We start from the raw sequence: 21,903 nt of genomic DNA, 5'->3' as shown, positions 1-21,903 counted from the left end.
TGATCCGGTCGGGGCGTTCGGGTGTGCGGCTCGGGTCCGAGGAGGGCCTGTCAGCCTCGGTCGGGTTCGGGACCCGAGCCATCCGGCGCGGGTCCGGAGGGGTCAGCCGCTGTACGGCTCGAAGGAGACGATGGTCACCTTGATATCGGCGCCGCTCGGAGCGGTGTAGGTGCAGGTCTGCCCCGCCTTGCCGCCGAGGATGGCCTTGCCGAGCGCGGACTCGGGGCTGTAGACCGTGAGGTCGGTGGTGGAGGCGATCTCCCGGGAGCCGAGCAGGAACGTCTCGCTGTCGTCGGCGTCGTCGTCGAAGTAGATCTTCACGACCATGCCCGGCGAGACCGCGTCGGTGTCCGGAGCCTCACCGACCTTGGCGGTGCGCAGCAGCTCCTTGAGGTAGAGAATGCGGCCCTCGGCCTTGCCCTGCTCCTCGCGGGCGGCGTGGTAGCCGCCGTTCTCCCGCAGGTCGCCCTCCTCGCGCCGGGCGTTGATCTCGGCGGCGATGACCGGCCGGTTGGCGATCAGCTCGTCGAGCTCGGCCTGCAGACGGTCGTAGGCGTCCTGGGACAGCCAGGTGGCGGGCGCCTCGTTTCCATTTGTGGACACAGGCGGTCTCCTCGGTTGGTGCGGACTGGCTGACAGGTGAACTTGCAAGGCTACCAGTGCCGTACGCGTCGAGGTGTGATCAATCACCCCGGGTGCCGGCGACGGGACCGGGGTGCGGTTGCCGGCGGCTCGCCGGCGCTCCGGCTCAGCCGGCCGGCCGGCAGCGCACCACCTCACCGATGAACGGCCGGGCGCTCGTGGGCACCTCCTGGCGGGTCCGGATGTGGCGCTGGCCCGGCTCCGCGGTCACCGTGGTCTCGGCGGTGCCCACCTGGGCGCCGTCGTGCGAGCGGGCCCGCAGCAGACAGGTGGCGGAACCGCCCGGCGGCACGGTGACCCGGAAGTCGACTGTCACGCGGGAGTCGGTGATGTCGGAGTAGCTGATCATCTCGCCCTGGTACTCCGGGTCGCCGTACTGGTAGTAGAGCTTCGCCGCGCCCAGCCCGAGGACGGCGAGCAGGACGGTCACCGTCAGGGCGAGCAGGACAGGCCGGCGGCGACCCGGCTCCCGGCGGCGGCCGTAGCGGCCCGGCGGGAAGACCGGCGCCTCCGCGGCGACTGTGGCGTGCGTCTCGCTCACCGGCGGGCATCTCCTGGCGTCGTTGTCGGCGGCATCGGCAAGAATGGCTAGGTCCATCTTCCCAGCCCGGCGCTGAGTCAAGGATGGCAGGTCGGCCTCGACCGGCGGGCGTGGCCCTGGCCACTCCGGTGGCGGGCTCCCCGGCCGGCCGTCACGGGGGCTTTCGCGGGCGCGGGGGGAGATTCCGGCAGGTCAGCCGCCCGGCCCGGGGGTCGGTCGGCGGGCACAGACGAGGAGCGCCGAAGGTGGCAGAACAGCTACGTCTCATGGCGGTGCACGCCCATCCCGACGACGAGTCGAGCAAGGGCGCCGCCACCATGGCGAAATACGTCGCCGAGGGGGTGGACGTCCTGGTCGTCACCGCCACCGGTGGTGAGCGGGGCAGTGTGCTCAACCCCAAGATGGACCGCCCCGACGTCTGGGCGAACATCGGTGACATCCGGCGGGCCGAGATGGACGCCGCCCGGGCCATCCTCGGCGTCGAGCAGGCGTGGCTCGGTTTCGTCGACTCCGGGCTGCCCGAGGGTGACCCGCTCCCGCCGCTGCCGGAGGGCTGTTTCGCCCTCCAGGACGTGGACGCCGCCGCCGCGCCGCTGGTGCGCCTGATGCGGCAGTTCCGCCCGCACGTCGTCACCACGTACGACGAGGAGGGCGGCTACCCGCACCCCGACCACATCATGACCCACAAGGTCACCGTCGCGGCGTTCGACGCGGCCGGTGACCCGGAGCGCCACCCCGAGCTGGGCGAGCCGTGGCAGCCGCTGAAGCTCTACTACGACGTGGGCTTCTCCCGCGCCAAGATCATGAGCCTGCACGAGGCGGTGCTCGCCGCCGGGCTCGAGTCGCCGTACGGCGAGTGGATGAAGCGCTGGGACGAGCGCCCCGACAAGGGCGCCCGGATCACCACCCGGGTCGAGTGCGCCGACTACTTCCCGGTCCGCGACGACGCGCTGCGCGCGCACGCCACCCAGATCGACCCGGACGGCTTCTGGTTCCAGGTGCCGATGGAGCTGCAGAAGCGCGCCTGGCCGACGGAGGACTTCCAACTCGCCCGGTCGCTGGTCGACAGCCCGCTGCCCGAGTCGGACCTGTTCGCGGGCGTACGTGAGGCGTGCCGTGCCCACTGACCCGGCCGGGGTCTACCCTGGTGCTCAGTCGCACATCGGAGGAACACCATGCTGACCACCGTCGAGGTGCTCGCGCAGAACAACTTCGGTGACACCCGTACGGGTGGTCTGGCCGGTCCGATGGGCCTCTTCCTCATCCTCGCGCTGGCCACCGTCACCGTCCTGCTGATCCGCAACATGAACGCCCGGCTGCGCCGGCTGCCCGACCGCTTCCCGCAGCAGGGCACCCCGGGCCGGGCCGATTCCGCAGTCGTCGATCCGACAGACGGGCTCGTCGAGCAGGATTCACCGACGAACGCCCCCAACGGGTCCCAGCAGCACCGGAACAGCTGAACACCGCGTGAATCACGCCGAAGTCGGTCGTCGCCCCCTGTTGCGACCACCGGCTTTGGCTTAGCCTTCCGCCGGGGGGACCGTCAGGCCCCGGACCCTGCGCGGAAGGGGGACGCCGATGTCGACGACAGCACCGGCCCCCGACCATGCCCCGGCCCGACCCGTCGACGGGGCGGCCCCGTGACCACCGAGCCGGCCGACCGTTCCCCCGACCGGATCGGCCTGCGCGGGACACCGGTGGGCGTCGTCGTTCTCACCGTCGCGGTCGCGCTGACCGGTCTGCTGGCCGCCGCGCTCGGCCTCACCGTCCCGTCGCACCTGCCGGCCGACCACCCGCTGCCCGGTCCGGCGCGGTTCGGCATCGCCGTCGCCGCGTTCGCGGTGGCCCAGCTCGCCCGACTGCGCTTCCGTTCGGCCTCGGGCATGGTGAGCATCACCTGGGGCGAGGCGGCGCTGGTGGTCTGCCTCTGGCTGGTGCCGGCCGGCTGGCTCCCGGCCGCCGCCCTGCTCGGTGTGGGCACCGCCTGGACCGTGATGTCAGTGGTCTCCGACCGCCGTCCGGCGCTGGAACTGGTGGGGATCGCCGGTTCGCTCACCGCCGCCACCGCGCTCGCCGCGGCGGTGGCCACCGCGCTGGGCCCACCGCTGCTCGCCGCGCCCACCCCGGAGCTGGCGCTCACGCTCACCGCCGCCGCGGTGGCGTACCTGCTGACGACCGCCTTCCTGGGCGCCGTCACGCTCGCCCTGCGGCACGGCATCGCCATCGGGCCGCCGCTGCTCGCCGCGTTGCGCGGCAAGCTGCTGATGTTCGTCGGCAACGTGGCGGTCGGTCTGGTGGTCGTCGCGCTGCTCGAACTCGACCCGCGCTGGCTGCTGCTCCTGCCGCCACCGCTGTGGTTGCTCCAGCAGACCTACCGCCACCGGCTCCGCGCCGACCAGGAGCGGCGCACCTGGCGGGCGTTCGCCGAGGCCACCGCCGCGCTCAACCAGCTCGACGAGCGCGGCGTGGCGACCGCCGCGGTGACCGGCGCGCTCACCCTGTTCGGCGCGGAACTGGTCGAGGTCGACGTGGCCCGGGGCGAGGGGCGCTGGCGCCGCTACCGGGCCGATCGCGGCGGACAGGTACGCGACCGGGAGGTGGAACCGTCGGCCGGTGCCGGCGCGGGGGAGCACGAACTGGTGCGACGCCTCGCGGTGGGATCGGCCGAGGTCGGCCGGCTGCGGGTGCGGTTCGCCCGGTCCGCGCCGCCGAGCGCGCGGGAACGCGACGGCGTGGCGGCCTTCGGGGACGCCCTGGCCGCCGCCCTGCACGACGCGGCAACGCACCGGGAGCTGCGCCTGGTCACCGCCCGCTCGTCGTACGACGCGGTGCACGACCAGCTCACCGGCCTGCTCAACCGGTCGGCGCTGCTGGCGAAGGGGGACCAGGCGCTGCGGCAGCGCGCGCACGACCACCCGGTGGCGCTGCTGCTGCTCGACGTGAACCAGTTCAAAGAGGTGAACGACACGCTCGGGCACTCGGCGGGCGACCAGCTGCTGCGGCTCACCTCCAACCGGCTCGCCGCGCTGACCCGGCCGGGCGACCTGCTCGGGCGCCTCGGGGGCGACGAGTTCGCCCTGCTGCTGACCTCGGTGCCGCTGATCGAGGACCGGGTGGCCCCGATGGCGTACGCGCTGCGCCAGGCCCGGGAGGTCGCCGAGCGCCTCGCCGCTCCGACCGAGGTGGCCGGGGTGCGGATGTCCGTCGAGGTGGCGGTGGGGGTGGTGGTCGCCGACGCGGGCGCGGCCGATCTGACCGAGCTGCTGCGGCGCGCCGACATCGCCATGTACCAGGCGAAAGAGGGCGGCGGCAGCGTCGCCGCGTACGACAGCTCTCGTGACGCGGCGAGCACCGACCACCTGGCGCTGCTCGCGGAGATGCGGGAGGCGCTGGCCGCCGACGACCAGCTGGTGCTGGCGTTGCAGCCGGCTGTCGATCTGGCCACCGGCGCGCCGACCGGGGTGGAGGCGCTGATCCGGTGGCGGCATCCGCGCCGGGGCTGGCTCGGGCCGGCCGACTTCATCCGGCCGGTGGAGAACAGCGAGCAGCTCGGCAGCTTCACCCGGTACGTGCTGGACAAGGCGCTGGCGGTGGCCGCCGGCTGGGCGCGGGACGGGCTGGACGTGCCGATCTCGGTGAACCTGTCCGCGCGCAGCCTGCTCGACCCGCGGCTGCCCGCCGAGATCGACGAGGCGCTGCGCCGTCATCAGGTGCCGCCGCACCGGCTGGTTCTGGAGATCACCGAGACGGTGGTGATGAGCGAGCTGGAGGTCATCGACGAGGTGCTGGCCACGCTGCGTGCCATGGGCGTGCAGCTCGCCGTGGACGACTTCGGCACCGGGTTCTCGTCGCTGACGTTCCTCACCCGGATCGCTGTCGACGAGCTGAAGGTGGACCGCTCGTTCGTGCTCCGGATGGCCGACTCGCCGGAGGCGGCGGCGATCGTCCGGACCACCGTCGGGCTGGCCCACGAGCTGGGGCTGCGGGTGGTGGCGGAGGGCGTGGAGACCGCCGAGCAGCGGACCGCGCTGGCCGAGCTGGGCTGCACCGCCGCCCAGGGTTACCACTTCTTCAAGCCGATGCCCGCCGACAAGATCGCCGCGGTGCTCGGGTCGCTGCGCGACGGCGCCCGGGGCAACGTTTTCCCGTTGCGTGCCGACGGCGCCTCCTGACCGGTCCGTCCGTCGTGGACGGGACAGCGGAGGGAGCCCGGCCGGTCCTACGCTGCTGGTACGGCGGGCGCGACAGGCGTCCCCGCTGACGTCCACACGGGGAGGACGATGATGAGACGTTCCTGGAGACGGGTCCTGCTCGCCTCGGCCATGGCGCTGACCACCGGCGCCGCCGGCCTGGTCGTGTCCGCGCCGGCGCAGGCCCGGCCGGCGCAGTCCTGGTCGTTCGCCGTCACCGGCGAGCCGGGTGATCCGATCACCGCCGGCAACTCCTACTCGTACAGCTCCGCCGCACCGACGCCCGGCGACGAGATGAGCGCGTGGGGCGGCGAGCAGCGGCGGTTCGGGATGGAGTTCTGGAGCGACACCGACAACATCTGGCGCCTGGGCATCTCCGCCCCGGCCGGTCAGACGCTGAAGGCGGGTGACACCTACCAGAACGTCAGCCAGCCGGTCTACGGGAGCGACGCGGCCAGCCTGCAGCTCTACAACGGCGGTTGGGGACGCTCCTGCGCGCAGAGCACCGGCTCGTTCACGGTCCTGCACGCCGACTGGGGGCCGTTCGACTACGTCGAGCGCTTCGACGCCACCTTCGAGATCCGGTGTGAGGGCGCGGCCGGCGGCCTGCGCGGCGAGATCCACATCGGGAACCCGCCGCCGCTGCCGGCACTCGACGTCACGCTGACCGTCGACCCGGTGGCGACGGTGGACAACAAGGGCGTCGCCACCGTCCGCGGGTCGATCACCTGCACCCGGGCGGACTCCTTCTCCATCGCGGGCGAGTTGGTCCAGGAGCAGAAGAAGGCGGGCATGGTGCGTGGCTCCTTCTCACCCCACATCCCGTGCGTGCCGGGCCAGGTGGTGCCGTGGTCGGCCACCACCTACCCGGCCGACGTCAAGTTCCAGCGCGGCACCGCCCAGTCGGTCAGCGAGATCCTGGTCCGCGACTTCGAGTACTGGAACGAGTTCACCGTTCGGGACACCTCGACGCTCACCCTGACCCGTTGAGGCGCCGGCCGGGCCGGGGCGGCGGTCCCCGGCCCGGCCGCCGCACTCGCGCCGCACCTGCCGCGCGTGCTCGCTAAGGTCGGGTGGTGAACCGACTCGCCAATGCCACGTCGCCCTATCTGCTCCAGCACGCCGACAACCCGGTCGACTGGTGGCCCTGGTGCGACGAGGCGTTCGCCGAGGCGAAGCGGCGCGACGTGCCGGTGCTGATCTCGGTGGGTTACTCGGCGTGTCACTGGTGTCACGTCATGGCACACGAGTCGTTCGAGAACGAGGCAGTGGCCCGGCTGATGAACGACGACTTCGTCTGCGTGAAGGTCGACCGCGAGGAGCGACCCGACGTCGACGCGGTCTACATGACCGCCACCCAGGCCATGACCGGGCAGGGCGGCTGGCCGATGACCGTGTTCGCCACGCCGGACGGCACCCCGTTTTTCTGCGGCACGTACTTCCCGCGGGCCAACTTCATCCGCCTGCTCGGCTCGGTCGCCACCGCCTGGCGCGACCAGCGCGAGGCGGTGCTGCGGCAGGGCACCGCCGTGGTCGAGGCGATCGGCGGCGCGCAGGCCGTCGGCGGCGTCACCGCGCCGCTCACCGCCGACCTGCTCGACGCCGCCGCGAGTCAGCTCGCCCGGGAGTACGACGAGACGAACGGCGGTTTCGGCGGCGCGCCGAAGTTCCCGCCGCACATGAACCTGCTCTTCCTGCTCCGGCACCACCAGCGCACCGGCTCGGCGCGCAGCCTGGAGATCGTCCGGCACACCTGCGAGGCGATGGCCCGCGGCGGTCTCAACGACCAGCTCGCCGGTGGGTTCGCCCGCTACTCGGTGGACGGCCACTGGACCGTGCCGCACTTCGAGAAGATGCTCTACGACAACGCGCTGCTGCTGCGCGTCTACACCCAGCTCTGGCGGCTGACCGGCGACCGGCTGGCCCGCCGGGTGGCCCGGGACACCGCGCGGTTCCTCGCCGACGAGCTGCACCGCGCCGGGGAGGGCTTCGCCTCCGCGCTCGACGCGGACACCGAGGGCGTCGAGGGGCTCACCTACGTCTGGACGCCCGACCAGCTCGTCGAGGTGCTGGGGCCCGACGACGGCCGGTTCGCCGCGGACCTGTTCGGCGTCACCGCCGACGGCACGTTCGAGCACGGCGCCAGCGTGCTGCGGCTGGCGCGGGACGTCGACGACGCCGACCCGGCGGTGCGGGCCCGCTGGCAGGACGTGGTGGGCCGGCTGCTGGCCGCCCGCGACACCCGGCCCCAGCCGGCCCGCGACGACAAGGTGGTGGCCGCCTGGAACGGGCTCGCGATCACCGCCGTCGCGGAGTTCCAGCAGGTCGCCACGCTCCTCGTGTCGCCCGACGACGAGGACGCGAACCTGATGGACGGCGTACTGATCGTCTCCGACGGCGCGATGCGGGAGGCCGCCGAGCATCTGGCCACCGTGCATCTCGTGGACGGCCGGCTGCGGCGGGTCTCCCGGGACAAGGTCGTGGGCGAGCCGGCCGGGGTGCTGGAGGACTACGGCTGCGTCGCCGAGGCGTTCTGCGCGATGCACCAGCTCACCGGCGAGGGGCGGTGGCTGGTACTGGCCGGTGAGCTGCTCGACGTGGCGCTGGCCCGGTTCGCCGGCCCGGACGGCGCCTTCTACGACACCGCCGACGACGCGGAGCGCCTGGTCACCCGGCCCGCCGACCCGACCGACAACGCGACCCCGTCGGGCCGCTCGGCGATCGTCGCGGCGCTGGTGGCGTACGCGGCGCTGACCGGCGAGACCCGGTACCGGGAGGCGGCCGAGAAGACGCTGACGACGGTCGCGCCGATCGTCGACCGGCACGCCCGGTTCACCGGCTACGCGGCCACCGTCGGCGAGGCGTTGCTGTCCGGGCCGTACGAGATCGCGGTGGCGACCGGCGACCCGGAGGGCGACCCGCTGGTGGCCGCCGCCCGGCGGCACGCCCCGCCCGGCGCGGTGGTGGTGGCCGGCGCCCCGGACCAGCCCGGTGTGCCACTGCTGGCCGGGCGGCCGTTCGTCGACGGTAAGCCCGCCGCGTACGTCTGCCGGGGCTTCGTCTGCCAGCGGCCGGTGACCGGCGTCGAGGAGCTGATCGCGCAGCTCGGCTGAGCGGAACGGGCCGGGCCGCCCTCGCGGTCCGGCCCGCCACCGGCCCTTATAGGCTGGCGGCGCTATGGACTCCCGTACCGGTCTCCCCGTCGTGGGCATGGTGGGTGGCGGCCAGCTCGCCCGGATGACCCACCAGGCCGCAATCGCTCTCGGCCAGTCGCTGCGCGTGCTGGCGCAAGCCCCGGACGACGGTGCCGCGCTGGTCGCCGCCGACGTCCAGTACGGCGACCACACCGACCTGGCCGCGCTGCGGACGTTCGCCAAGGGGTGCGACGTGGTCACCTTCGACCACGAGCACGTGCCGAACGAGCACATCCGTGCCCTGACCGACGAGGGCGTGAAGCTGTTCCCGCCGGCCGAGGCGCTGGTGCACGCGCAGGACAAGCGGGTGATGCGGGAACGGCTCGGCGAGCTGGGCGCGCCGAACCCGGCCTGGCGTCCGGTGGAGTCCCCGGCCGACCTGATCGCCTTCGGCGAGGAGACCGGCTGGCCGGTGGTGCTCAAGGCCGCTCGGGGCGGCTACGACGGGCGCGGCGTCTGGATGGTCGACGACGCCGGCCAGGCCGGTGAGCTGGCCGCCACGCTGCTCGCCGGTGGCACCCCGCTGCTGGTCGAGGAGCGGGTGGCGCTGCGCCGGGAGCTGGCCGTGCAGGTGGCCCGGTCGCCGTTCGGGCAGGTCGCCGCGTACCCGGTGGTGGAGACGGTGCAGCGCGACGGCATCTGCGTCGAGGTGCTGGCGCCCGCGCCCGACCTGCCGGAGGAGCAGGCCGTCGCCGCGCAGCAGCTCGCCATCGACCTGGCGACCGCGCTCGGCGTGGTCGGCCTGCTCGCGGTGGAGCTGTTCGACACGCCGTCCGGGCTGGTCGTGAACGAGCTGGCGATGCGGCCGCACAACTCCGGGCACTGGACCATCGAGGGGGCCCGGACCTCGCAGTTCGAGCAGCACCTGCGGGCGGTGCTCGACTACCCGATGGGGGACACCTCGCTGACCGCGCCGGTCGTGGTGATGGCGAACGTGCTCGGCGGCGAGCCGGGCGGCATCTCCATCGACGAGCGGCTGCACCACCTGTTCGCCGCCGAGCCCGGTGCCAAGGTCCACCTGTACGGCAAGCAGGTCCGTCCGGGCCGCAAGATCGGGCACGTCACGGTGCTCGGCAACGACCTTGACGACGTACGGGCCCGGGCCGCGCGTGCCGCCCGCTGGCTCCAGGAGGGGCAGGCATGAGCACCGTCGGGCTGATCATGGGTAGTGACTCGGACTGGCCGGTCATGCGGGCCGCCGCCGAGGCGTTGGACGAGTTCGGCGTGCCGTACGAGGTGGGCGTCGTCTCGGCGCACCGCACCCCGGTCAAGATGATCGAGTACGGCCGGGCCGCCGCGGACCGCGGCATCCAGGTGATCATCGCGGGCGCGGGCGGAGCGGCCCACCTGCCCGGCATGGTCGCCTCGGTCACCCCGCTACCGGTGATCGGCGTTCCGGTGCCGCTGAAGTACCTGGACGGCATGGATTCGCTGCTGTCCATCGTGCAGATGCCGGCCGGCGTCCCGGTCGCCACCGTCTCGATCGGCAACGCCCGCAACGCCGGCCTGCTCGCGGTACGCATCATGGGCGCTTCCGACCCGGTGCTGCGCGACCGCATGGCGGCCTACCAGGCGAGCCTGGAGGACCTGGTCGCCGAGAAGGATGCCGCGCTGCGCGCCTCCCTGATCTGACCACCCGTCACTCTTCGTGTTGGAGCCTGGCTGGTTGCGCTGCGTGATCGAATTGGTGAGCGCGTGTTGATGCCCTCAGCCGCCTTTGCTCTGCAGCCATCGACGCAGCACGGCTCCGACCTGCGGCGCGGCATTTCGACGCCGACGACTCGGCAACGGCGCTCGTGACGATGGGTAACTGTCGCGTCGGTGGGTGCAGAGCAAAGGCGGCAGGGGGAACCACCCTCGCCAGGACCTGCCGGCACGGAGCGTGACCCCAATTGAGGGCGGCCGCGCCGGGTGCCGCGGACCTGAATGCGAGTCGGCTGGATCAACCAGTCACAGCCGGCGGGTCGCGGCCCCGGCCGGACGGCTCACCGCATGCCGCGTAGCGCGGTCTGCAGGCGCTCCTGGGCGCGGCGACGCCGCTCGTTGCTCGCGCCCAGCGCCAACAGGACGATGCCGACCGGGATGAGCACCAGCCACGGGCCCAGGCTGAACAACGCGTGCACGGCCGCGATCGCGGTCACCGTCGCCCCGACGATCACCGGCGCCTGCTGCCGGCTGGTCGAGCCGAAGATCAGCACCGCGACGGCGCCGAGCAGCAGCAGCACCTGCCGCAGCATGCTCGATTCGGTCGCGATCACGATCGCCAGCGTGGGCAGGAACGCGGTGACCAGCGCCGGCCCGTACGCCACCCAGCTCGACAGGTCGGGCCGGTGCCGCAGTTGCAGGACACCGACCAGCAGGGCCAGCGCGGCGAACGGCAGCGTGTACGCCTCCGGCAGCGCCACGTCGGCCACCCGCATCAGGATCCACCAGGCGCTGATCTCGCAGGCCACCACGGCCCAGAACAGCAGGTTGCGCTCCATCGGCCGCCGTCCCGGGCGGCTCGCCGCCACCCCGAGGACCGCGCCCCAGGCGGCCAGCAGCGCGGCGATGTGCCGGGGCGAGTCGTACGCCAGCGCCAGCGCGATGAGCGCCGCGCCGTAGCCGCTCCACTCGACGGTGGCCGCCTCCCGGTACGCCTCCGGGCGGCGCAGCCGGGGCAGCGTGGCGGCGAACACCTGCAACGCCGCACCCACCGCGAGCACCCCGAACGCGGACCAGACCGCCGCCAGCCCGGACTTCAGGCCGATCGTGAGCACGAACAGCTGCGCCATCACCGAGCCGAACAACCAGCCCAGGATGCGCGCCCGCTGGGTGGTGCCGAACAGCGCGGCGACAATGCCCACGCCGACCGCCCCGCCGAGCGTGAACACGGTCAGGTCGCTCGTGGCGAGGCTGCCGGCCAGCCCCGCACCACCGGCGGCCAGCCCCAGCGCGAAGACCAGCACCCGGGCCACCCGGATCGACCGGCCCGGCTCGGCGATGGCCGGTGGCGGGGTCAGCGCCAGCCCGAGCATCGAGATGGTGAACACCGCCAGCGCAGCCAGCGCGGTCACCGGCCAGCCCCTGCCGAGCGCCACCGGCGTGATCAGCAGCGTGATCGCCGCTCCGGGCAGGATCACCGGCACCGCGCGGGACCGCCGGCCGCCGCTGAACCCGGTGGCGGCGAGCGCCGCTGTCACTGTCAGCAGCAGCGCGGTGAGCACGTGCGTGGGGTTCACCGCCTCCGGCGGCGGGGTCAGCAACTCCGGCGGCGGACCCTGCCACACCCGGCGCAGCACCGCGAACGGCGAGAACAGCGCCACCACGAGCGTCGGCGCCAGGGTGGCCAGCGCCAGCGCGGTGGGCAGCGCGGCGGCGGCGAGCGCACCGGCGGCCGGGCTGACCCGCCAGCGCAACTCGGGATCGTCCGGGGCGCGGCGCAGCGCACCGTTGAGCAGCACCGTCCAGCGGCGTACCGGCCGGCCCGAACCAGCGGGCGGGACGGTAGCGGCCCGGATCAGCTCGGCGAGCACACCGAGCAGCGCGGCGGCCGCGGCGAACACGCCCGCCGGCAGGCCGACCGCGAGCGCGGCGGCGGCGGTGACGGTGGCCGCGCCGACCACCGCCACGCTGACGTACGGAAGATACTGCGGCACCTGCCGGCGTACCGCGGCGATCGCGGCCAGGCCGATGCTGGCGGCGGCGAGCGCGGCGGTCAGCACCACCTGCGGCGGACGGCCGTACTCGACTGCCAGCGCGGCCACGGCGCCGGGCAGCGCGAGCACCGCGGCTCCGGCACCCGCGCCGCCCACCTGCACCAGGTGCGGCGGCATGCCCTCGGTGCGGACATCGTCGACGAGCGACGGCGCGACCGTACGTGCCACGGCGGCCACCGTCGCGCCGATCAGTGCGATGCTGCCCAGCGCCAGCGCTGTGGTCCACGGCCGCACCAGGCCAGCCCCGGCCGCGTGCAACGCCACGACCCCGGCCACAGTGGCCCGGGACAGCGCGGCCCGGGGATCGACAGCGGCCGCGGCCGCCATGCCGTAGACGGTGGCAACCATGCAACCGACCAGCACCGGTGACCACCAGGGCAGGTCGAACGCGGCCGGGGCGCCCACCGTGGCGAGCACGGCGGCCAGGCCGGAGACGTCGTACTTCCACGGCGGCGGCAGCAGGATGGCCGCTGTCACCCCCAGCAGCGCCAGCGCCACCGGAGCCTGCCAGGTCGACCCGCCGGTCGGCGCGGCCGGCCAGCCGGTCAGGTCACCGGCCCAGATCGGCCCGGGGGTGGCGAGCACGCCCAGCCCGCCACGCAAGGCACTCCAGGCGGCGATCAGGCCGATCAGCGTGCCACCGGCGGCGATGCCGAGAATCGGCCCGCGCCGCCACTCCTCCGGGAGCGCCCGGGCGGCCACCGCCACCAGCAGCACCAGCGCGGAGGCCACCACGAGTTGGCCGCCGGGAGCGAGCACCGCGGCGATCCGGGCCAGCGTCGCGACGAGCGCCACGGTGGTGGCGGCGAGCGCCAGGTCGGACCCGTCCAGCGACATGTCGGCACGCCGCCCGGCGTCGATGCGCGGGGCGAGCGCCAGCAGCGCGGCGGCGACCAGGAGCAGACTGCCCACCCAAGCGTCGGCCGAGGTCGCGCCCGGCGCGCCGAACGCGGCGGCGGCGACGCCCACCGCGCCGAGCACCGTACCCAGCGCGTGCGGCATGCTCAGATGCCGCTGCGCCACCTGCACCAGCGCGGCGTAGCCGAGCGTGACGCAGACGGCGAGGAAGCTCGCCGCGAGGATCGGCACGGTGATCTCGCGCAGGTTCGCCGGTGTGGCGACAGGCGGCGTCGGCACCGTCGCGGCGACGAACGCGGCGACGGCGCCGGGCAGGGCGAACGCCGCACCGCCCGCGGCCCAGGCGCAGACCGTGTCCGTCGCGGCGGGGGCGAGCCGGACCCGCGGCGCGAGGGACACCAGCGCCCCGGCCAGGAACAGCACCGTCAGCGCGGCGGCGGTGAGGGCCGGGCGGGCGAGCGCCGCGCCGGCGCCGACCAGGCCGAGCCCGGTCGCTGTCACGGCGTGCGCCACCGCCGCCCGTTCGGTGCGTGCGGTCAGCCCGAGCACGCCGATCGCGACCGCGGTGAGCAGCATCGGCCAGCAGGCCGCCGCCCAGCCCAGACCGAGCGACGCGGGTACGGCGAGCGCGGTGAGCGCCGCGCCGACCACAGCGAACTCGCGCCGGATCTCGGCGGGCAGCGCGATCACGGCGGCGACGGTCAGCAGCAGCGCGCTGGCCGCGAGCTGCCAGCCGGTCGGTCCGACGGCCTGGGCCAGTTCGGCGTGCCATCCGGTCAGGTCCGCCGACCAGGCGGGCAGCGAGGCCCGGACCGGGGCCAGCCCGGCGCGCAGCGCGCCACCGGCGACCACGAGGCCGCAGACCGTGAGCGCCACCGCGGAGGCGATCTGCGGACCACGCCGGGCCGTCTCCGGTACGGCCCGGACGGCGAGCCCGGTCAGCGCGATGACGGCGGAGATGAGCAGCAGGGACCGGCCGGGCAGGGCCACCGAGGCGACCCGGCCGAGCGCGCCGATGACGGCGAGCGTGAGGATGCCGGCGCCGACGTCCGGCAGCGGCGGCCGGCGCAGCACGAGCGTCCCGGCCAGCGCGACGAGGGCGGCGAGCAGCAGCGCCGTGCCCGCGGCGGCGGCCGGCGGCACCGTGGTGGCACGCAGCAGGCCGGTGACCGCGTACGCCAGCGCGACAGCGACCGCCACGGCGTGCAGCAGCCAGGTCAGCTCGGGCAGCCAGGGCACCGGCCGGGCGGTGGCGGCCGGACCCGGTGGCGTCTCGCCGCCCAGCACCTCGGCGGATTCCTCCGGCGCCGACTCGGGCCGGTCCTCGTCGGCGCGCTGCCGGGGCGGAACGGGCGTAGCCGGCTCGGTGGCGGGCAGGTCACGCCGGACCGGCCGCTCGCGTACCACAGCCGATCGGGCGAGCATCAGGTCGAGCACCGCCACCACTGTGAGCACCAGCGCCCAGCCGACCGGCCCGGTGATCCGCTCGTACGCCAGCAGGGGCAGCACCGGCTGCGCGGCCAGCACCGTGGCGAAGCGGGGTGCCCGCAGACCCGTCCCGTACGCGTACCCGAGCGCGACGAGCGTGGTGACCAGGAAGATCGTCCCGGCGAAGGCGGCACCCGAGCCGCTGCCGCCGATCCGGTCGACGGCCCAGAGCGCGTACCCGGCCAACGGCACCAGCAGCAACCCGACCGCGGCGATGGTCTCGGCGGTGGAGGTGAGGCCGCGCCGGGCCAGCACCGGCGGGGCGAGCAGCATCAGCGCCGTCGCCACCAGCAGCACGCCGAGGCGGGCCAGTGCGTCCATCGAACTGGTGGCCACCGCGGCGAAGACCACGGCGGCGACGCCGAGCAGGAGCGCGCCGAGCCCGAGCGGGATGTTCTGCACCTCGCGCGAGGACGCCTCGGGCGGGTGTTCCGGGTCGTCCGCGTCGAGCCAGCGCGGGCGGCCGCGCGGCGGCGACGGGGGCAGGTCCTCCGGGCCGGGCGGCGGGGTGCCCTGGCGGGGCACGCGGGGTGGGGCGCCGGTGGTGGCGGTGGGCGGGCGGCGGCCGGCCCGGCGGCGCAGGACCCGGCGCGGCCGGGTGGCCTGCCGGATCCGTTCCTCACCGGCGTGCGCGAGGATGTCCCGCTGGAAGAGGGCGGCCTGCATCTTGGCCGCGATCTGCCGCTGCTCCCGGGCGATCTCGGCGTCGCGGGCCTTCATCTCGGCGATGGAACGCTCGATGTCGGCCAGGTGCTCGGCCCACTGGGGCTGGTGCGCGCCGCAGTGCGGGCAGACGACGGCGGGCTTGATGTCCTGCCCGCACGAGGCGCACCTGAAGCTCTCCACGACAGTCTCCCGTCCGCCCGTGCCCCCGCACTGTGGACCTCCCAGAGGCAGCATGCCTTGAGTGGGCCGGGATTTCGACAGTTGCCGCCGCGTTCCGGACAACAAAAACGGACCGGCCGCCGGGAGACGTTCCCCAGCGGCCGGTCCGCACGGTCAGCGGATCAGGGGCGGCCCATCCCGCGGTACTCCCAGCCGGCCTGCGTCCACAATGTGGAGTCGAGGCAGTTGCGCCCGTCGACCACCTTGCGACCGTTCGCCAGCTCGCCCAGGGCGACCGGGTCGGCGTTGCGGAACTCGGCCCACTCGGTGAGCACGCAGACCAGGTCGGCGCCGCGGACGGCGTCGTTCATGCTCTCCTCGTACGTCAACTCGGGCACCGCCCGGCGCGCGTTCTCGATGCCCTGCGGGTCGAACACGTGCACGTCGGCGCCGGCCTTGCCGAGCAGCGAGGCGACCGCGAGCGCCGGCGCGTCGCGTACGTCATCGGTGTTGGGTTTGAACGTGGCGCCGAGCACCGCGACCCGGGTGCCGGACAGGTCCGGACCGGCCGGGCCGGATCGGCGGCCGAGCAGCTCGGCGGCGAGCTGCACGACGCGGCTGCGGCGGCGCTGGTTGATCAGGTCGACCTCGTGCAGGAAGCGCAGCGCCTCACCGGCGCCCAGCTCCTGTGCGCGGGCCTGGAAGGCGCGGATGTCCTTGGGCAGGCAGGCGCCGCCGAATCCGAGCCCGGCCTGGAGGAAGCGGTTGCCGATACGCGGGTCGTAGCCGATCGAGCGGGCGAGCTGGGTGACGTCGCCCCCGGCCGCCTCGCAGACCTCGGCCATCGCGTTGATGAAGGAGATCTTGGTGGCGAGGAACGCGTTCGCGGCCACCTTGACCAGCTCGGCGGTCGCGAAGTCGGTGACCACCAGCGGCACCTCGCGGTCCTCGGTGGCGGCCAGGTCGAAGACGCCCTTGTGGGCGGCGAACAGCATGCCGTTGGCCCACTCGCTCTTGACGCCGACCACGATCCGGTTCGGACGCAGCACGTCGTCGACGGCGAAGCCCTCCTGGAGGAACTCGGGGCTCCACGCCACCTCGACGCCGAGGTCGGCCGGGGTGTGCTTGCCGACGAGCTGCTCCACCCACTCGGCGGTGCCCACCGGCACGGTGGACTTGCCGACGATCAGCGCCTTGCGGGTCAGGTGCTGGGCGAGGCTGGTCACCGACGCCTCGACGTACGACAGGTCGGCGCCCATGCCGTCGGCCCGCTGCGGCGTGCCGACGCAGATGAAGTGGACGTCGCCGAAGTCGGCGGTCTCCTGGATGTCGGTGCTGAACCGCAGCCGGCCGGCGGCCAGGTTGCGTCGCAGCAGCTCGTCGAGGCCGGGCTCGTGGATCGGCACCTCGCCGGCGTTCAGCTTCGCGATCTTGTCCGCGTCCACGTCGAAGCCGAGCACCTCGTAGCCCAGCTCCGCGTAGCAGATGGCGTAGGTCGCACCGAGGTAGCCGGTGCCGAGGAAGGTCACCCTCGGGCGGGCGGCGCCGGACGGCGGGGTCACCGCGGCGATGGCGGGCATCGGCTGGGTGTTCGGGTACGGAATCGTCACGCCTGTCTTCTCCGCTCGCACTGGCGGCGCTTCCACGCGTCGCATTCTGCTGGGGCGCCGAGGCCGGGCACCGAGGGAACTGGATGTCTGCTGTGAGGGTAGTGGGCTCGGGCGGGCGAGGCTCGGGCGCGAGCCTACCCGCCGGTAAGGTTCGGCCGGGGCCGGTGGCTATCCTTCAGTTTGCGGCAGTCGTCGGCCCCCGGGCGGCACAGACTGCGCATGATAGCGGTGAAAGGGGAGGGCCGACATGGCCGCAGAGCAGTCGTTCGACGTCTACCGGTTGCCGGAGGAGCACGAGGCGATCCGGGAGGCGGTCCGTGAGGTCTGTGCGGCCAAAGTGGCTCCGCACGCGGCCGAGGCGGACGAGACAGGTGAGTTCCCCAAGGCGTCGTACGAGGCCCTGCGGGCGGCCGACTTCCACGCCCCGCACATCCCGGTCGAGTACGGCGGCGCCGGCGCGGATGCGCTGGCCACGGCCATCGTGATCGAGGAGGTGGCCCGGGCCTGCGCGTCCTCCTCGCTGATCCCGGCGGTGAACAAGCTGGGCACCATGCCGCTGCTGCTGGCCGGCTCCGAGGAGCTGAAGCGCAAGTACCTCACGCCGGTCGCGGCCGGGGAGGGCATGTTCTCCTACTGCCTCTCCGAGCCGGAGGCGGGCAGCGACGCCGCCTCGATGACCACCAAGGCCGTACGTGACGGAGACCACTGGGTGCTCAACGGCGTGAAGCGGTGGATCACCAACGCGGGCGTGTCCGAGTACTACACCGTCTTCGCCGTGACCGATCCCACAGCCCGGTCGAAGGGCATCTCCGCGTTCGTGGTGGAGAAGTCCGACCAGGGCGTCAGCTTCGGCGCACCGGAGAAGAAGCTCGGCATCAAGGGCTCACCCACCCGCGAGGTCTACTTCGACAACGTCCGGATCCCGGCCGACCGCATGATCGGCGCCGAGGGCACCGGGTTCGCCACCGCGATGAAGACGTTGGACCACACCCGCGTCACCATCGCCGCCCAGGCGGTCGGCATCGCGCAGGGCGCGCTGGACTACGCCAAGGGCTACGTCCAGGAGCGCAAGCAGTTCGGCAAGCCGGTCGCCGACTTCCAAGGCATCCAGTTCATGCTCGCCGACATGGGCATGAAGCTGGAGGCGGCGCGGCAGCTCACGTACGCGGCCGCCGGCAAGTCCGAGCGTGGCGACGCCGACCTGACCTACTTCGGCGCGGCCGCGAAGTGCTTCGCCTCGGACGCCGCCATGGAGATCACCACCGACGCGGTCCAGTTGCTCGGCGGCTACGGCTACACCCGCGACTACCCGGTCGAGCGGATGATGCGGGACGCCAAGATCACCCAGATCTACGAGGGCACCAACCAGGTGCAGCGCATCGTCATGGCGCGCCAGCTACTCAAGGGCTGACCGGAGGACGTTCGGGCGGGCGGGCCGGTTGCGTACCGGCCCGCCCGCGCTCGTCAACGGCTCTCGGTGCCCTCCGGCCGGCCCGCGCCGCGCGGCGGCGCCGACCACGGCGACTCGCCGCCGGTGCGGCGGGGCAGGGGTTCGGTGGGGGCTTCGGGGTACGCCAACGTGAGCGGAGGCGTGTCCGGGTCCTTCGCCGGCGCCGGGGGCCAGTCGGTGAGCGCCGGCTTGTGCTCCACCGGCGCGACGGCCGGGGTCAGCTCCGCCTCGGTCGTCGGGGGTGTGGCGGGACGCCGCCAGCGGCTCGTGCTGAACACCGCCATCAGCAGCAGTACGCCGATGAGGAACAGCGTGCCGTTGTCCAGCGGGTCGCGCAGCGGCAGCGGGTCACCGAGCAGCTTCAGGTCGTCCGGCACCCGGTCCCGCACGCTGAACGGCGCGACGAACAGCCCGAGGTACGGGACCGCGAGCAATAGGCCGGCCACCAGCGGGCCGAACGGCGAGAAGCGCAACGTGCCGAGCAGGCCGAGCAGGATGCCGGCGACGCCCAGATAGACGGCCGGCTCGATCAGGTTCGGTGTGCTGTACGTCCCGATCTCCACCCAGCGGTCGACGGTCCGCTCAGATCCGTCCTGACCGAGCGTGACGAGCACCCAGGTGACGGGCGCCACCGCCAACCCGGCGAGGAAGCTCCAGAGATGTCGCATCCGCGCACCGTACCGTTTTCGGCATGACAGATCATCCCGCGGTCCCGCCGGGTAAGCCGACCTCGTACTCCCGCGTCACGCTCAGTCGCATCATGACCGCGGTCGATGTCAATCTGTACGGGACCGTGCACGGTGGGGTACTGATGAAATTCGTGGACGACGTTGCCGGAGCGGCGGCGGCACGGCACAGCGGCGGCACCGCGGTGACCGCGTCCATCGACGAGATCGTCTTCTCCGAGCCGGTCCGGGTGGGCGACCTCGTGCACGCGCACGCCCAGATCAACTGGACCGGCCAGACCTCGATGGAGGTCGGGGTGAAGGTGGTCGCCGAGCGCTGGGACTCGGCCGAGGAGGAGCCGGTGCGGGTTGCCACTGCGTACCTGGTCTTCGTCGGCGTCGACGTGGGTGGCTCGCCCCGCCCGGTCCGGCCGGTGCTGCCCGAGTCGCCGGAGGACGAGCGCCGCTTCCGGGAGGCCGAGATCCGGCGCGCGCACCGGCTGGCCCGGCGCCGCGCGATCCAGGCTCACCGCGCCGGCTGAGGTGTAAGGAAGGGCCCGTAACCGGGGGCCCTTCCTTGCACCCGGCCCACATGGGGTGGGGGTGCGGGGTGTGGGTGGGGCACGCCCCGTACGGCGTACCCGGCGCGGACAATGGCGGCACGAGGTAGGGCAAGATGGCGCCACGGCTCCGGCACACCGTCGTGGCGGGCCCAGGGGAGGGTGGATCAGTGGCTGACGTGCTGTGGACGCCGCCGGCGGACGTGCGGGAGCGGTCCCGGATCGGTGACTACCTGCGCTGGCTGGCCGAGCACCGCGGGCTGGAGTTCGCCGACTACGACGCGCTGTGGCAGTGGTCGGTGACCGACCTGGACACGTTCTGGCGTTCGATCTGGGACTACTTCGACGTCGTCGCGCACACCCCGCCGATGGCCACCCTCACCGACCGGGCCATGCCGGGCACCCGCTGGTTCCCCGGCGCGACGCTCAACTACGCCGAGAACGTGCTGCGCATGCCGGGGCTGGGCGACGACGACCCGGCGGTGATCGCACACGGTCAGACCCGCGCGCCGGAGACGCTCACCGCTGCCGAACTGCGCGAGCAGGTCCGCCGGGTGGCCGCCGGGCTGCGCCGCCTCGGCGTGGGTCCGGGCGACCGGGTGGCCGCGTACGCGCCGAACATCCCCGAGACGTACGTCCTGCTGCTCGCCACCGCCAGCCTCGGCGCGATCTTCTCCTCCTGCGCACCCGAGTTCGGCACCCGGAGCGTCACCGACCGCTGGCAGCAGATCGAACCGACGGTGCTGGTCGCCGTGGACGGCTACCGGTACGGCGACAAGCCGGTCGACAGGCGCGCCGAGGTGGCCGCGATCCGGGCCGCGCTGCCGTCGCTGCGGCACACGGTCGCCGTCGCGTACCTCGATCCGGACGGCCCGGCCCCCGACGGCGCGCTGCCGTGGGCGGAGCTGGCGGCGCCGACGGACGAGCCGTTGACGTTCACGCCGGTGGCGTTCGACCACCCGCTCTACGTGCTCTACTCCTCCGGCACCACCGGCCTGCCCAAGCCGATCGTGCACGGGCACGGCGGCATCCTGCTCGAACACCTGAAGATGCTGGCGCTGCACCACGACCTGGGCCCGTCCGACCGGTTCCTGTGGTTCACCACGACCGGCTGGATGATGTGGAACTTCCTGGTCTCCGGCCCGGCGGTGGGCGCGGCGATCGTGCTGTTCGACGGCAACCCGGGCCACCCCGACCTGGGCGCGCTGTGGCGGCTGGCCGCCGACACCGGCACCACGTACTTCGGCACGTCCGCGCCGTTCCTGCTGGCCTGCCGCAAGGCCGGGCTGGTGCCGCGCGAGGTCGCCGACCTGTCCGCGGTGCGCGGCCTGGGCTCGACCGGCGCGCCGCTGCCGGCCGAGGGCTTCACCTGGGTGTACGAGAACGTGAGCGACCGCCTCCAGCTCCAGTCGCTGTCCGGCGGCACGGACGTGTGCACCGGGTTCGTCGGCGGCGTGCCGCTGCTGCCGGTGTACGCGGGGGAGATCGCCTGCCGGGCGCTGGGCGCGAAGGTGGAGGCCCGCTCCGCCGACGGCAGCGCGGTGATCGGGCAGCTCGGCGAACTGGTGATCACCGAGCCGATGCCGAGCATGCCGGTCGGGTTCTGGAACGACAGGGACGGCGCCCGCTACCGGGAGGCGTACTTCGAGGTCTATCCCGGGGTGTGGCGGCACGGTGACTGGATCACCGTGAACGAGCGCGGCGGGTGTGTGATCACCGGCCGGTCCGACGCCACGCTCAACCGGGGCGGGGTGCGGCTCGGCACCGCCGAGTTCTACTCGGTGGTCGAAGGGCTGGACGAGGTGGTCGACTCGGTGGTCGTGCACCTGGAGGACGACGAGGGCGGCGCGGGTGAGCTGCTGCTGTTCGTGGTGCTCGCCGAGGGCCTGGAACTCGACGACGAGATGCGCCGGAAGATCTGCCGGGAGCTGCGTACGGCCCTGTCGCCCCGGCACGTGCCGGACGAGATCCACCAGGTCCGGGCGGTGCCCCGCACGCTGAGCGCGAAGAAGCTGGAGGTGCCGGTCAAGAAGATCCTGACGGGCACCCCTGTGGACAGCGCGGCGGCCAAGGGTGCCCTGGCCAACCCCGAGTCCCTGACGGCGTTCGCCGCCCTGGCCCAGCGCCGGGCCACCACCGCCAGCCCCGCCTCACCTCGCTGATCTTGCACTTTCCGCCCCGG

15 protein-coding genes are annotated in these 21,903 nt (G+C 73.6%); 10 read left to right on the top strand and 5 right to left on the bottom strand.

Going from position 1 to position 21,903, the window contains the following annotated elements:
• Positions 1-102: 102 nt before the first annotated feature.
• Together greA and O7607_RS07915 are read right to left on the bottom strand one after the other, a co-directional pair.
• Complete coding sequence (gene greA, locus O7607_RS07920; protein ID WP_013284133.1) at positions 103-603, bottom strand: transcription elongation factor GreA; 501 nt, start codon at positions 601-603, stop codon at positions 103-105.
• Between the two features lie 145 nt (positions 604-748).
• Entirely contained in the window at positions 749-1,183 is a 435-nt protein-coding gene (locus O7607_RS07915) for a DUF4307 domain-containing protein (RefSeq protein WP_269702121.1), read from the bottom strand.
• 245 nt (positions 1,184-1,428) lie between these two features.
• Here O7607_RS07915 and mca point away from each other — a divergent pair, with 245 nt between their 5' ends.
• The 7 genes from mca (at position 1,429) to purE (ending at position 10,199) form a co-directional block, all read left to right on the top strand.
• A complete protein-coding gene (mca, locus tag O7607_RS07910; RefSeq protein ID WP_269702120.1) occupies positions 1,429-2,310 on the top strand; it encodes a mycothiol conjugate amidase Mca in 882 nt (293 codons plus the stop codon).
• A gap of 48 nt (positions 2,311-2,358) precedes the next feature.
• Positions 2,359-2,643: a hypothetical protein gene (locus O7607_RS07905; protein ID WP_269702119.1), complete on the top strand. Its 285-nt coding sequence runs from the start codon at positions 2,359-2,361 to the stop codon at positions 2,641-2,643.
• Positions 2,644-2,859: 216 nt separating this feature from the next.
• A complete protein-coding gene (locus O7607_RS07900) occupies positions 2,860-5,355 on the top strand; it encodes a putative bifunctional diguanylate cyclase/phosphodiesterase (protein ID WP_269706912.1) in 2,496 nt (831 codons plus the stop codon).
• Positions 5,356-5,466: 111 nt separating this feature from the next.
• Positions 5,467-6,363, top strand: coding sequence for a hypothetical protein (locus tag O7607_RS07895; RefSeq protein WP_269702118.1), 897 nt, complete (start codon positions 5,467-5,469; stop codon positions 6,361-6,363).
• 86 nt (positions 6,364-6,449) lie between these two features.
• A complete protein-coding gene (locus O7607_RS07890) occupies positions 6,450-8,486 on the top strand; it encodes a thioredoxin domain-containing protein (protein WP_269702117.1) in 2,037 nt (678 codons plus the stop codon).
• A gap of 64 nt (positions 8,487-8,550) precedes the next feature.
• Entirely contained in the window at positions 8,551-9,711 is a 1,161-nt protein-coding gene (locus O7607_RS07885; RefSeq protein ID WP_269702106.1) for a 5-(carboxyamino)imidazole ribonucleotide synthase, read from the top strand.
• A complete protein-coding gene (purE, locus tag O7607_RS07880) occupies positions 9,708-10,199 on the top strand; it encodes a 5-(carboxyamino)imidazole ribonucleotide mutase (protein WP_269702104.1) in 492 nt (163 codons plus the stop codon). The genes O7607_RS07885 and purE overlap by 4 nt, the downstream gene beginning before the upstream one ends.
• A 353-nt stretch (positions 10,200-10,552) precedes the next feature.
• Here purE and O7607_RS07875 read toward each other — a convergent pair whose 3' ends face one another.
• Both O7607_RS07875 and O7607_RS07870 read right to left on the bottom strand, forming a co-directional pair.
• Positions 10,553-15,457: an SCO7613 C-terminal domain-containing membrane protein gene (locus O7607_RS07875; RefSeq protein WP_269702102.1), complete on the bottom strand. Its 4,905-nt coding sequence runs from the start codon at positions 15,455-15,457 to the stop codon at positions 10,553-10,555.
• Between the two features lie 161 nt (positions 15,458-15,618).
• Entirely contained in the window at positions 15,619-17,046 is a 1,428-nt protein-coding gene (locus tag O7607_RS07870) for a UDP-glucose dehydrogenase family protein (protein WP_269702101.1), read from the bottom strand.
• A 247-nt stretch (positions 17,047-17,293) separates the two neighbouring features.
• Between O7607_RS07870 and O7607_RS07865 the strand changes: the two genes are divergently transcribed.
• The gene (locus tag O7607_RS07865; protein WP_269702099.1) at positions 17,294-18,457 is read left to right on the top strand and encodes an acyl-CoA dehydrogenase family protein; all 1,164 of its coding nucleotides are present in this window, start codon (positions 17,294-17,296) and stop codon (positions 18,455-18,457) included.
• A 53-nt stretch (positions 18,458-18,510) separates the two neighbouring features.
• Here the strand turns inward: O7607_RS07865 and O7607_RS07860 are convergent, their stop codons facing one another.
• Positions 18,511-19,164, bottom strand: a complete 654-nt coding sequence (locus tag O7607_RS07860; protein WP_269702097.1) for a hypothetical protein — start codon at positions 19,162-19,164, stop codon at positions 18,511-18,513.
• A 23-nt stretch (positions 19,165-19,187) separates the two neighbouring features.
• Between O7607_RS07860 and O7607_RS07855 the strand changes: the two genes are divergently transcribed.
• Positions 19,188-19,703 carry an acyl-CoA thioesterase gene (locus tag O7607_RS07855; protein ID WP_269702096.1) on the top strand — a complete coding sequence of 172 codons (516 nt, stop codon included), beginning with the start codon at positions 19,188-19,190 and terminating at the stop codon, positions 19,701-19,703.
• A gap of 188 nt (positions 19,704-19,891) precedes the next feature.
• The gene (locus O7607_RS07850; RefSeq protein WP_269702095.1) at positions 19,892-21,883 is read left to right on the top strand and encodes an acetoacetate--CoA ligase; all 1,992 of its coding nucleotides are present in this window, start codon (positions 19,892-19,894) and stop codon (positions 21,881-21,883) included.
• Positions 21,884-21,903: the final 20 nt, after the last annotated feature.

This window comes from Micromonospora sp. WMMA1949 (assembly GCF_027460145.1).
Lineage (GTDB): Bacteria > Actinomycetota > Actinomycetes > Mycobacteriales > Micromonosporaceae > Micromonospora.
Note: the sequence above shows the minus strand (reverse complement) of the source record. Positions and strands in the feature narration are given on the sequence as shown.